Genomic DNA, 12,349 nt, shown 5'->3' on the forward strand with positions numbered 1-12,349 from the left:
TTACTCCTCGCCGGTCTGGGCCTGCCCTTCCACCAGCTCGCGGACAGCTTCGATGAAAGTGTCACCACGGTGAGCATAGGAAGAGAACTGATCCATGGAAGCAGCTGCCGGAGCCATCAGCACAGTATCGCCGGATTCAGCGACCTGTGCTGCTGACGCAACGGCATTGGCCATCACCGTTTCACCGGAGGGTCCGGCCTGGCCGGGGCCGGCTGTTGCGGCAGTCTGCACCTCTTCAGTTTCACCCGTGCCCGGGATGATCACCGGGACATCCGGCGCGTGTCGCTGGAGGGCATCGCGGAGGTCAGCGGTATCGCTTCCGATGAGCACCACGGCTTTGAGCCGTTGGGCATGCTCGCGGATGAGGTCATCGTAGGTGACCCCCTTGGACAGGCCGCCGGCAATCCAGATGACATTGCTGAAGGTGGCCAGCGAGGCGGAGGCCGCATGCGGGTTGGTGGCTTTGGAGTCGTTAACCCACAGCACGCCGTTGTGGCGGGCCACGGGCTGGATGCGGTGGTCACCCGGGATGTAGTCCTGGATTCCCTTGCGCACCGCCTGGGCGTCAACACCGTAGGCGCGTACCAGTCCTGCCGCAGCCAGGGCATTGGCCACCATGTGGCGGGGTGCGAAGGCACCGAGGTCGCCCATAGAGGCAAGTTCTGCCGCACTGTCCTTGCGCTCGGCGATGAACGCGCGGTCCACCAGGAGGCCTTCCACCACGCCGAGCATGCTGATGGCTGGAGTGACGGTGGTGAAACCGACGGCTCGGCAGCCTTCCACGACGTCGGCGTTTTCCACCATGCGCTCGGTTTCAATCTGCTCGGCGTTGTAGATGCAGGCCTTCTGGGTCTGCTCGTAGACCTTGGCCTTGTCCGCCAGGTAGGAATCGTAGGAGCCGTGCCAGTCCACGTGGTCCTCGGCCACGTTCAGGCACACACTGGCCACCGGGGACAGGGATTGCGCCCAGTGCAGCTGGAAGCTGGAGAGTTCGACGGCGAAGACGTCGTACTCCACAGGGTCGCGGAGGGCGTCGAGGATGGGCGTGCCCACATTGCCCACGGCGATGGCTTTCAGTCCGGCCGCCCGGAGCATGGATTCGGTGAGCCCCACCGTGGTGGTCTTGCCGTTCGTTCCGGTAATCGCGAGCCAGTCGGCCGTCTTGCGGCCCTCCCGGACGCGTACCCGCCAGGCGAGTTCCACATCGCCCCACACGGGGATGTGCGCCCGTGCAGCGGCGGCAAGGAGCGCCTGGTCCGGGCGCCAGCCCGGTGAGGTGACAATCAGCTCTGGCAGTTCGCCGTCGATCTTCGGGATGCGGCTCACCGCATCCTCGCCCAGCAGGACATCGGCTGCGCCAACGATCTTCAGGGTTTCAGCGTGGGCTTTGGCGGTGTCGGACGTGGCGGCGTCGACCACCACCACCCGGGCGCCGAGCTCGATGAGGGTATCGGCGGCGGCAAAACCGGAGACGCCGATTCCGGTCACTACAACGCGGAGGCCGGACCAGTCGGAGTCCCAGCTGGTGAGGTCCTTGAGGCGGGGGGAAACGGTCACAGCAGCACAACCCATTCAGCGTAGAAGATGCCCAGGCCCACGGCCACAAAAAGCCCGCCGAGGATCCAGAACCGGACCACCACCGTGACTTCGGCCCACCCCTTCAGTTCGAAGTGGTGCTGCAGCGGTGCCATTTTGAAGACACGTTTGCCGCCGGTGGCCTTGAAGTAGCCCACCTGGATGATGACGGACAGGGTGATCAGGACAAACAGGCCGCCTATGATGCCCAGCAGCAGCTCAGTCCGGGACAGGATGGCGAAGCCGGCGATTGCCCCGCCGATGGCCAGCGATCCGGTATCGCCCATAAAGATCTTTGCCGGTGACGTGTTCCACCACAGGAAGCCAACCAGCGCTGCGCTCATGATGGCCGCCAGCAGGGCAAGGTCCAGCGGGTCCCGGACCGAGTAGCAGCCGCTGCCCGCCTGCCGCGGCGATCCGCAGGCCTGGTTGCTTTGCCAGATGCCCATTAGCGTATATGCCCCAAAGACCATGACTGACGCACCCGCGGCGAGCCCGTCGAGGCCGTCGGTGAGGTTGACGCCGTTGGTCGCGGCCGTGACGATCAGGTTTGACCACACCACAAACAGGATGGCCCCCAGGACGGTCCCGCCGAAAGCAAGGTCCAGCCACGGCAGGTCACGGACCAGCGAAATCTTGGTGGAGGCCGGGGTGGCGCCGGCGCCGTTGGGAAAGTTCAGCGCGAGCACGGCGAAGATGATTCCGACCGCACCCTGCAGTATCAGCTTTGCCTTGGCATTGAGGCCGAGGCTGCGCTGGCGGGAGATCTTGATGAAGTCATCCAGGAACCCCACCAGACCCATCCCCACCATCAGGAACAGCAGGATGAGGGCGGATGCGGAAGGGCCGGAGGAGTCCGGGTTCACCATCATCATGATGAGGTGGGTGAGTCCGTAGCTCAGCAATACGGCTGCCACCACCACGGTCCCGCCCATGGTGGGCGTGCCGCGCTTGGTGTGGTGCGAGGTGGGTCCGTCATCCCGGATGAACTGGCCGTAGCCGCGGCGCACCAGCAACCGGATAAAGAGCGGTGTCCCCACCAGGGCGAACAAGAGGGCCAGGCCGGCGCCGATCAAAAGTGCAATCACAGCAGAGTGCTCCTTTCATCGGCGGATTGGGGGGTCAGTGGGGGTAATGCTATCCGATCGCCCAAATGGCGAAGTCCCACGCTGTTCGAGGATTTGAACAGCACCAGGTCGCCCGGTTCGAGCTCTGCGTTCAGCACGTCGTAGGCTTCATCAACGGTTTCCGCGAAGAGGCATTCATCGCCCCAGGAGCCCTCCTGGACGGCGGAGACATAGAGGGCACGGGCTTCCCGGCCCACCACCAGCAGGCGTGAAATGTTCAGCCTCACCACCTGGGTACCCACGGCAGTGTGTTCCCTGATGGAATCGTCTCCAAGTTCAAGCATGGCGCCCAGCACCGCCCAGGTGCGGCGGCCGCGGCCGAGATCTGCCAGGGTCCGCAGCGCAGCGCGCATGGATTCAGGATTGGCGTTGTAGGCGTCATTGATAATCGTGACGCCGTCTGCCCGCTCGGTGCGTTCCATCCGCCAGCGGCTCGCTGCGGTCTGGCTGCTGAGGGAGAACGCGATGTCCTGCCCCGGAACTCCGGCGGCCCAGGCTGCTCCGGCGGCGGCAAGCAGGTTGCCCATATGGTGCGCGCCGATGAGGCGGCTGCTGACGTGCAGGCCGCCCTCGCCGTCCGGAAGCTGGAGATCGAATTCGGGGTTGCCGTCCGCGTTGGTGTCAGGGTTCAGTGCCTGCACGGCCGCGCCGGCGCGGCCTTCCGCGGAAAACCCGAGTACCTTTGCCTCGGTGCGTGAGCGCATCGCCGCCACTCGGTCGTCGTCGAGATTGATAATGGCGGTGCCGTCAGCAGCAAGCGCCTCCACCAGCTCACCCTTGGCCAGGGCAATGTTCGCCACTCCCCCGAACTCGCCGGCATGGGCGGTTCCGACGGCCAGTACGACGCCGATATCAGGCCTGACCATGTCCGCGAGGTAGCGGATGTGACCGATTCCGGTGGCGCCCATCTCAATGACAAGGTAACGCGTATCGGTTCCGGCACGAAAAACGGTGAGCGGCACGCCCACCTCGCCGTTATAGGAGCCCTGCGGCGCAACAGTTTGTCCCTGCGTCGACAGGATTCCGGCGAGGAGGTCCTTGGTGGTGGTTTTCCCGGCCGAACCGGTGATTCCCACAACTGTCAGTTCGCTGCCCTGTTCGGCGCGGGCGGCTCGGATCCTGCGCACGGCCTCAGCAGCCAGGGCGCCCATGGCCAGCACGGCATCCGGAACGAGTACCGAGGGGTAGCCGTTCCCGTCTGCATCGGCGACAGGACGCTCCAGCAAAGCCAGATGGGCACCGGCCGAAAACGCCGCGGCCACAAAGTCGTGGCCGTCAGCATGCTCGCCGGGCTTTGCGACGTAGAGCGATCCAGGTGTGGCATCGCGTGAGTCCGTCACCACCGAAAGGGGCGTGATTCCGGGATCGGCGTCCAGGCGCCCGTTAGTGATTTCGGCGATCTCCGCCGCAGTAAAAGCAATCATCTCGGTCTAGGACTCTATCCGGTCGGCTTGGAGAACGTTGAATCCCCTGGCTGTCAAGGCGCTGCGCAGCTCTACCCTGTCGTCCAGGGCATGGTTGACGCCTTTGACTTCCTGCCACACCTCGTGGCCGCGGCCGGCCACCAGGATGGTGTCCTGCGGGCGGGCCAGGTCTACGGCACGGCGGATGGCTTCGGCACGCGGGAAAACTTCCAGGATGTCGCAGGGCAGGGAGTCTTTTTCCTGGGCTTCGCGGGCTCCGGCCAGGACATCGGCGCGGATGGCGGCCGGGTCTTCGTCGTGGGGATCGTCATCGGTGATGATAACGACGTCGGCAAGCCGGGCGGCGATGGCGCCCATGGCCGGGCGTTTGCCCTGGTCGCGCTGCCCGGTGGCGCCGAACACCACGATGAGGCGGGAGTCCGGCGATGGGGAGCGTACCGCTTCCAGGGCCCGGGCCAGTGCATCGGTGTTGTGGGCAAAGTCAACGATCGCGGCCGGTTCCGTTGATACCAGTTGCATCCGTCCGGGCACCGCAACAGTGAACGGGTCGGCCCCGTCCAGTGCCGCCTGCAAGGTTGCCGCGTCTACTCCTGCTGCCAGGACCATTACTGCCGCCAGCGCCGCGTTGGCCACGTTGAAGCTGCCGGGCAGGCCGGTGTGGATGCGGAGCTGAGCGCCGTCGGGACCACCCAGCGTGAAGTCCGTGCCGAGCCCACGCGGGGCGGTTCCCGTGACGGTCCAGTCCGCTGGCGCCCCGGTGGTGCTGAGGGTGGTGACCGGCACTCTGGTGCTGCCGGCAAGCTGCCGGCCCCATTCGTCGTCGACCGTTACTACCGCCGCCCGGGCGCGCTTAGGGGTGAACAACTCCGCTTTGGTAGCGAAGTAATCCTCCATGGTCAGGTGCAGGTCCAGGTGGTCCTGGGTGAGGTTGGTGAAGCCGGCAACATCGAACAGCACCCCGTCCACACGCTGGAAGGAGATGGCGTGGGAGGAGACCTCCATCGCGGCGGCTGCAAGCCCGCGTTCGCGCATCAGGGCGAGCAGTGCATGGACGTCGGTGGATTCCGGCGTGGTGAGGAGGCTGGGAATTGGGTCCCCGCCGGCATGGATCTCGATGGTGCCGATCAGCCCGGTGCTGCGGCCGAGGGCGCGCAGCAAGGAGTTGATGAAGTAAGTGGTGGTGGTCTTCCCGTTGGTGCCCGTGACGCCAAATAACTGTGGCTGGCCGGCAGCGGACTGGCTGCGGTAGATCAGGGCGGACAGCGGCCCCACCACGTTCCGTGGTGACTCCACAATCATCACGGGTACCGGCGTCTCGGCGGGCGCCAGCAGCCTGGCGCCGGCGTCGTCAGTCAGCACTGCAGCAGCTCCTGCTTCAACAGCCTGCGGCACGAAGTCTGCGCCATGGCGGGTGGCGCCCGGCAGGGCGACGTACAGGTCGCCCGGCTCCACGGTCCGTGAGTTCAAGGAAATTCCGGTGACTTCCACTTCAGCTGCCGGGCCAGGAACTGCAACATCGATGACTTCGCCGATGCTTGCCAGCCGTACCGGCTCCACCCGTGAGGGGCGGAAGCGGCCTTGGCCGGCCGGTCCCTCCGGGACGGCGCGGTTGTCGGGCGGGTTGATCTCAGACAAGGAATCTCCGATGGTGCTAGTCGTGCCCGGCATGGGTGGGCCGGTAGTGGTGCTCTAAGCGGGGCTGCTACTTGGCAAACTGGGGCAGCCTGGCCGGTTCACCCGTGGACGGCTGGACGTTGTAGGTCCGCAGTGCCTGGCTCATGACCGACCGGAAGACCGGCCCGTTGGTAATCCCGTAGATGCTGCCCTTGGGCCGCTGGAGTACCACCTCCACAATAAACCGCGGATCATCCATCGGTGCCATCCCCACCATGGAGGCGGTGTAGCCGCAGAAGCCCGACTTGCCGTCGTCGCACGGCGATTCCGAGGTGCCCGTCTTTGCACCCACCCGGTAGCCGTCGATCCCTGCGTCCTTGATCTGGCCTTCGGTGACGGCACTTTCCAGGATGTCCTGGACCTGCTGGGCCGTGTGCTCCGAGACCACCTGAGTGGACGGTGCGGCCGGTACCTTTTCCTCGGTACCGTCCGGGGAAACATAGGAATCGATCAGGCGGGGCTGGAGCATCACGCCGTTGTTGGCCACGGACTGGAACGCCCTCACAGTCTGCAGGGTGGACTGAGAAACGCCCTGCCCGAACAAGACGGTGTATTCCTGGCGCCCGTCCCACTGCTCCCAGGGTGTGAGGATGCCGGACGCGGGTGCGGGGAGTCCAATGTCGGGCGCCTCCCCGATGCCGAACTTCTTCAGCCAGTTATAGCGCTGTTCCTTGCTCAGTTCCTGGCCGGCCATGACGGTGCCGGTGTTCATGGAGTAGCCCAGGATGCCGGCGAGGGTGCGCTTTTCGGTGCCGTGGGAGAAGGAGTCGCTGAAGGTCTGGCCGTTGACCGTGTACGACGGCGGCAGGGTGTACTCGCTGAGGGGGTTGGCTTTGCCTTCCTCGATCAGCGCCGCTGCCGTGAGCATTTTTTCGACGGACCCTGGCTCGTAGGCGGCGGTGACCGCACGGACGCCGCGGTCCTTGGCAGCCACACGGCCCGGGTCATTGGGATCCGGGGCGTTGGTATCGGCCATAGCCACCAGGTTTCCGGTTTTGACGTCCATCACGATGATGACGCCCCACTCGGCGCTGAGCTTGTCAGTCTGGCTTTGGATGGCCTGCTGGGCGAAGTACTGCAGGTCCGAGTTGATGGTGAGTTTGACGTCCTTGCCGTCCTGCGGCGGCGTCAGCTCGTCCATGCCCACCGGGATGCGGAGTCCGTCTGCACCGATCTCGAAGAGGCGTTTGCCGTCCGTTCCCTTGAGCAGCCCGTCCTGGGTCTGTTCAATACCGGCCAGGCCGGTGGTGCCGTCCTGCAGGAAGCCGATGATGCCGCCGGCCACGGAGCCGTTGGGATAGACCCGTTTGCTGACGCCTTCCGTAACGATCCCAGGAATCTGGAGCTTGGAGATGCGGTCCTCGATGTCGGGCTTCACGTCCTTGGCCACGATGTAATAAGGCTGCTGTCCGGTGACGGCGTCACGGATGTCGTCCTTCTCCATGCCCAGCGCCGCTGCGAGCTCCGTCAGGCCCTGGTCGCGGCTGACGTCCACCAGCTTTTCCTTGCCGTCCACGGTTTCCAAGCGCTTGAAGTTCTCCGTTTTGGTGTTGACCCGCTGGTCCACCACCACGTTGTAACGGATCACGCTGTTGGCCAGCACAGTGCCCGTGGAGTCCAGGATGCTGCCCCGCTCTGCAGGCAGCACGGTCTGCTTCATCCGGCTGTTGAGCGCAGCTTCGGCCATTCCCCCCACGTCAAGCCCTTGGACGAGGAAGAGTTTTCCGCCCACCACCAGCAGGAGCGTGAGCATGATCCCCAGGCCAAGCCGGAGGCGTTTGGTGGCGTTGGGAACCTTGCTGCTTCTTGCCTTGCCGGTCCTCTGCGCCACCGTGATATTCCTTGCTGCTCGACCTTGTTGCCTGTCAGACCTGCCGTGTTACTGCCCGGGGACCTTCTGCTCCGGAGCGGGAACCGACCCACCGTGCAGTTCCACGGGGGGCACTGCCGCGGCTGCCGGCGCCTGGGCTGCTGCGTCCGGTGCAGCGCCGACCGGGGTGCCGGACGTGGCACCCGCTGCGCTGCCCGTTGTGCTGCCAGGGGAAGCAGCAGGCGGGGCCGCCGGGGTGTCTTCCACGGGCTTCCGGGCTTCGAGGGGCTCGTTCTTGCTGGGCGGGGGCACCACGGTGAGCTGGCCGGCGACTGCCGGCGCCGGGATCACGGCGCCGGCGGGGCCGTCCTTGACGGCCGGCGTTGCCTTGCCGGTCACCGACAGCGTGGACAGGTCGATCTGGCCCTTAACAGTGGATGGCACCATTCCCAGCTTTGTGGCCTGCGCGGCAAGGTTTTGCGGTGCTTCGAAGTTCTGGACCTGCTGGGTGAGGTCCTGGTTCTGTTTAGTCAGGGTGCTCTGCGTGGCGCGCAATTCCACCAACTGGTACTGGGCCGTGGAAACCGAGATGTTCAGCACCAGCACGGCGACCAGCGCCAGGGCGAGCATGCCGAAGCACAGCACCACAAAGGGCGCACGGCGTTTGCGGGGAACGGTCCGGACCACGGAGAGTGGCGTACGGCTCCGGCGGGGCGCTTCAGGTGAACCGGCAGGGAGGTGCTTGGCCGCCGTACCGGAGACGACGGGAAAGTTCTTCACGGCAGCGGTGCTCATTCAGCTCTCCTGGCTCGGATTCGTTCCACAGCGCGGAGCCTTGCTGAGGCAGCGCGGGGGTTTTCGGCGATTTCGACGGCGGTTGGCACCTCGGTGCCTTTGGTCAGGGTTTTCAGTTCGGGTTTGTGTTCCTCCAGCTCCACCGGGAAGCCAAGCGGAGCGGAGGATTTCGATCGGGCCTGGAAGACTCCCTTGACGATCTTGTCCTCCAGGGAGTGGTAGGACATCACCACGATGCGGCCCCCCAGTGCCGTGGCATCCACAGCGGCGGGCACCGCCCGTTCCAGCACTTCGAGTTCCTCGTTGACCTCAATCCGCAATGCCTGGAAGGTCCGCTTGGCCGGGTGTCCGCCGGACTTGGCAGCACCGGCCGGAACAACCGAGCGGATCTGCTCCACGAGCTCGCCGGTGGTGGTGAATGGTTTGGCGGCGCGGGCGGCTACGATTCTGTTGGCGATTCGGCCGGCGAACTTTTCCTCGCCCCACTTGCGGATAATCCGGACCAGTTCCTCTTCGCTGTAGGTATTCACCACGTCCGCTGCCGTCTGGCCGCGGCTGGTGTCCATCCGCATGTCCAGCGGAGCGTCGAAGGAGTAGGCGAAGCCGCGCTCACGCTCGTCGAGCTGGAGCGAGGAAACGCCGAGGTCCATCAGGATCCCATGCACTTCCGTGACGCCGAGGTCTGCCAGGACATCTTCGATCTCGTCATAGACGGCATGCACAAGATCGGTCCGTGCTGCAAAGGGATTCAGCCGTTCACCGGCCAGGGCAAGGGCTTCCTCATCGCGGTCGATCCCAATCAGGTGCAGGTCGGGGAAGCGCTGCAGCATGGCCTCGGAGTGGCCTCCCATGCCCAGGGTGGCATCAATGGCCACCGGAGTTTCACCGCGGCTCCTGGCTGCCTCGAATCCGGGGGCCAACAAATTGATGCACCGGTCCCGAAGGACCGGCACATGGCGTTCGGACGTGGGCTTCGGTTGATCGTTCATGCCTCGTCCTTTCTCGCCGTCGCTGTCACCTGGATGCTTCTTGACCCGGATCCCCATCCGCGCCTACCGTCCTGCCCGCCTGGCTCCGGGGAAGTTGAGCCAGGTTGGCCGGCTGATGGGCCGGCTGGAGATCCCAACCAAGAAGCTGTCCGCTGCCCCTGTCCGGTCACAAAATGCCCGGGATGGGGTCATCGGTTTCAGAGAAGGCCGTTTCCTTCTCTGCGAGGTATTCGTTCCAAGCCTGGGCGTCCCAGATCTCGGCGCGGGTTCCGGCACCGATCACGGCCAGTTCCCTCCCGAGTCCTGCGTACTCCCGGAGCGCCGGTGGAATGGTTACGCGCCCCTGCTTGTCAGGTACCTCGTCCGAGGCTCCAGAGAGAAAGACGCGGATGTAGTCCCGCGCTTGTTTTGAGGAGATTGGCGCCTCCCGCATTTGCTCGTGGACCCGGGCAAATTCCTTCTCGCTGAAGACGTAGATGCAACGTTCCTGACCCCTGGTAAGGACCAGTCCGCTGGCAAGTTCCTCCCGGAACTTCGCGGGGAGAATGATCCGGCCCTTTTCATCAAGACGCGGCGAATGTGTGCCCAGAAACACTGGCCCACCGCCTGTCCGATGTCAGGAACTGCACATCCCCTGTGTTGCAACCACCCTCTTATGTCCTCCACATTACTCCACTTTCCCCCACAGTCAACGCGAATTGCGGTTCCGGAGGGGCAATCTTTGGGACTGGAGGCCCGAAATGGCGCGGAATTCTGCCGGTGGTGGGAAGTGGAGGACTTTTGCTGAACCGTCGCCAAATTTTCACGCGCTTCCAGGCCGCCATTCAGGCCGCTTTTGCGGCGCGGCCGATATTGGCACTCAAAAGACCTGCCTTAAACGCAAAAGACCCGCCGGAGCGGGTCTATTTGCGGCTCTCCCCTATTTTGGGGGAGCAAAGTGGGGCCGGGTGGGTCCTGCCCCGCCGGCTGGACGGATCAGGGTTCTCCCCTGCGCCTCTCGTCCCAACGTTCCTCGAGGCTGCTCATAAAGGAACTGCGCTGCTTGCCTGCCTTGCCGCTGCCGGACTTCGAGCCCTTGGTGCCTGACGAGCTGCTGCGCATTGTGGCGAAATACACGCCACCGCCCATCACAATAAAGCCGAGGACACCTACGAAGATGTTCTGCAGGGTGACGCCGACGAGCAACAGGAAGACGCCGGCCAGCGCACACAGGACGCCGATCACGACGTGTCTTGTCGACCACGAACGTCCTGGGTCCGAACCCATGGAATTCGCGAATTTTGGATCATCCTCGTGAAGCTGCTTCTCCAGCTGCTCGAGCAGCTTCTGTTCGTGCTCCGACAGCGGCATCACGACCTCCTTTTGTAGGCCAACGTCCGGGCTGGTCCCAGCCATTACTTCAACTCCAATAACGTCTGGTATGCCCTGGTGGTTCCCGTACCCGCCGGCTGTGGCGGTAAACGAAAGCCAGGCATGCAGACCCGGAGCGGAAGCATGTCCAAGAGAGTCCGACAGTAAGTCCAGTCACTCAAAAACTTTGTATTTATAAGGATAGTTTGTTGAGGGCTGTTCTGAAAGACGGCAATGACTTCCGAAGGCGCACTGGGCACGCTGATTCGAGGCCTTAAACGGGGCCATAAGCCAGCCCTTTTTTGGAGCCTTTAGTCAGCGCCGCTTCCGGGCTCGAGCAGCCGGGCAGGGAGAACGGATTTGCTCCCGAATTTGCGGGTCACCTGGTCAAGAACGTGCTCGGCGGACCGCCAGTTGTCATCCCGCCGGTCGATGCTGAGCTGCAGCGAGGTGGTGGCTGCATCTTCGAGTTGTTCGGCCCGCACTCCCACCAGCCTCACGGTCATTGGCCGGTCCACGGATTCGAGGAGTTGCAGAGCAACTGCATAGATGAGCTGCGCGCTGTCCACGGGTGTTTGGACAGTCCTGCTGCGGGTGATGGTGGAGAAATCGGCGAAGCGCAGTTTCAGCGCGATAGTGCGGGCCACCATGCCCGCGCTCCGCAGGCGCCCTGCAGTCCGGTGGGCGAGGCGGAGCAGTTCGCGGTGGAGGAGGGCGTCGTCGGCTGTGTCCACCGCAAAGGTCTCCTCCGCGCCGATGCTCTTTTCCAGCCGGACCGGCGTGACGGGACGCGGGTCCTGTCCCCAGGCCAACCGGTACACGTGCTCTCCCGTGGCACCCAGCATCTTCCGGAGCGAGGCGACCGGGGTGGCGGCCACGTCCGCCACGGTCCGGATACCCATCCTGGCCAGGACCTCAGCCGTCTTGGCGCCGATGCCCCAGAGTGCGCCCACTGGCAGGCTGTGGAGGTAGGGCACCGTTTGGTCCGGGCCGATAAGGAGCAGCCCGTCCGGCTTGCAGCGGGTGGACGCAATTTTGGCCACGAACTTTGTCTCCGCAATCCCCACCGAGGCGGTGATGCCCAGCTCCGCTGCCACCCTGCTGCGGATCAGTTCGCCAATGGCCCGTGGCGGACCCAGCCGGCGTATGGCACCTGTTACATCAAGGAACGCCTCGTCCACGCTGAGCGGCTCCACCAGTTCGGTCACGGATTCGAAAATCGCCATCAGCTGCGCCGAGACTTCGTAGTACACCTTATGGCGTGGCTCGATGATCACTGCCTGCGGGCACATCCGCATGGCCACAGCCATGGGCATGGCTGATTTCACCCCAAAGGCCCTCGCCTCGTAGGAGGCCGACAGGACCACTGAGCGTTCGGCGGGGAAGCCCACGATAACCGGCTTCCCGCGCAGTTCCGGCCGCGTACGCAGTTCCACCGAGACGAAAAAGGCGTCCATATCCACATGCATGATGCACTTGGGCCTGCGGGCCCGGAGGCCTGCTGTGGCCGGCTCATTCGTCCCATCAGGTCCCACGGCTGCAATCCTATCGTTTTGTACTGACTAAACTGGAGGCTGAATCCGGCATCAACCCCAGGAGGAAAGT

At 64.4% G+C, this 12,349-nt stretch carries 10 protein-coding genes; all 10 read right to left on the bottom strand.

What is annotated here, in order from left to right:
* The 10 genes from murD to dinB all read right to left on the bottom strand — a co-directional run bounded on the left by murD (position 1) and on the right by dinB (position 12,279).
* The gene (gene murD / locus BMX78_RS17240; RefSeq protein ID WP_170850857.1) at positions 1-1,572 is read right to left on the bottom strand and encodes a UDP-N-acetylmuramoyl-L-alanine--D-glutamate ligase; all 1,572 of its coding nucleotides are present in this window, start codon (positions 1,570-1,572) and stop codon (positions 1-3) included.
* Positions 1,554-2,663, bottom strand: a complete 1,110-nt coding sequence (gene mraY, locus BMX78_RS17245) for a phospho-N-acetylmuramoyl-pentapeptide-transferase (RefSeq protein ID WP_091421972.1) — start codon at positions 2,661-2,663, stop codon at positions 1,554-1,556. Before mraY ends, murD begins: the two co-directional genes overlap by 19 nt.
* Positions 2,660-4,126: a UDP-N-acetylmuramoyl-tripeptide--D-alanyl-D-alanine ligase gene (locus tag BMX78_RS17250; RefSeq protein ID WP_091421974.1), complete on the bottom strand. Its 1,467-nt coding sequence runs from the start codon at positions 4,124-4,126 to the stop codon at positions 2,660-2,662. Before BMX78_RS17250 ends, mraY begins: the two co-directional genes overlap by 4 nt.
* A 6-nt stretch (positions 4,127-4,132) precedes the next feature.
* Positions 4,133-5,761: a UDP-N-acetylmuramoyl-L-alanyl-D-glutamate--2,6-diaminopimelate ligase gene (locus BMX78_RS17255; protein WP_286139098.1), complete on the bottom strand. Its 1,629-nt coding sequence runs from the start codon at positions 5,759-5,761 to the stop codon at positions 4,133-4,135.
* A gap of 67 nt (positions 5,762-5,828) precedes the next feature.
* A complete protein-coding gene (locus tag BMX78_RS17260) occupies positions 5,829-7,631 on the bottom strand; it encodes a peptidoglycan D,D-transpeptidase FtsI family protein (protein WP_091421979.1) in 1,803 nt (600 codons plus the stop codon).
* 48 nt (positions 7,632-7,679) lie between these two features.
* Positions 7,680-8,405 carry a cell division protein FtsL gene (ftsL, locus tag BMX78_RS17265; RefSeq protein WP_091421982.1) on the bottom strand — a complete coding sequence of 242 codons (726 nt, stop codon included), beginning with the start codon at positions 8,403-8,405 and terminating at the stop codon, positions 7,680-7,682.
* Positions 8,402-9,394, bottom strand: a complete 993-nt coding sequence (gene rsmH, locus BMX78_RS17270) for a 16S rRNA (cytosine(1402)-N(4))-methyltransferase RsmH (RefSeq protein ID WP_091422085.1) — start codon at positions 9,392-9,394, stop codon at positions 8,402-8,404. Before rsmH ends, ftsL begins: the two co-directional genes overlap by 4 nt.
* A 166-nt stretch (positions 9,395-9,560) precedes the next feature.
* Positions 9,561-9,989, bottom strand: a complete 429-nt coding sequence (gene mraZ, locus BMX78_RS17275; RefSeq protein WP_018763545.1) for a division/cell wall cluster transcriptional repressor MraZ — start codon at positions 9,987-9,989, stop codon at positions 9,561-9,563.
* A 380-nt stretch (positions 9,990-10,369) separates the two neighbouring features.
* Entirely contained in the window at positions 10,370-10,744 is a 375-nt protein-coding gene (locus BMX78_RS17280) for an SCO2097 family morphological protein (protein ID WP_091422088.1), read from the bottom strand.
* A gap of 311 nt (positions 10,745-11,055) precedes the next feature.
* On the bottom strand, positions 11,056-12,279 hold the full coding sequence (gene dinB, locus BMX78_RS17285; protein ID WP_255470698.1) for a DNA polymerase IV: 1,224 nt from the start codon (positions 12,277-12,279) through the stop codon (positions 11,056-11,058).
* Between the last annotated feature and the right edge of the window lie 70 nt (positions 12,280-12,349).

The sequence above is a fragment of the Arthrobacter sp. OV608 genome, assembly GCA_900110595.1.
Lineage (GTDB): Bacteria > Actinomycetota > Actinomycetes > Actinomycetales > Micrococcaceae > Arthrobacter.

Coding starts and splice junctions, on each gene's coding strand:
- rsmH (WP_091422085.1), bottom strand. CDS start 9,394: ATGAACGATCAACCGAAGCCCACGTCCGAACGCCATGTGCCGGTCCTT.
- ftsL (WP_091421982.1), bottom strand. CDS start 8,405: ATGAGCACCGCTGCCGTGAAGAACTTTCCCGTCGTCTCCGGTACGGCG.
- murD (WP_170850857.1), bottom strand. CDS start 1,572: ATGGGTTGTGCTGCTGTGACCGTTTCCCCCCGCCTCAAGGACCTCACC.
- BMX78_RS17280 (WP_091422088.1), bottom strand. CDS start 10,744: ATGCCGCTGTCGGAGCACGAACAGAAGCTGCTCGAGCAGCTGGAGAAG.
- BMX78_RS17250 (WP_091421974.1), bottom strand. CDS start 4,126: ATGATTGCTTTTACTGCGGCGGAGATCGCCGAAATCACTAACGGGCGC.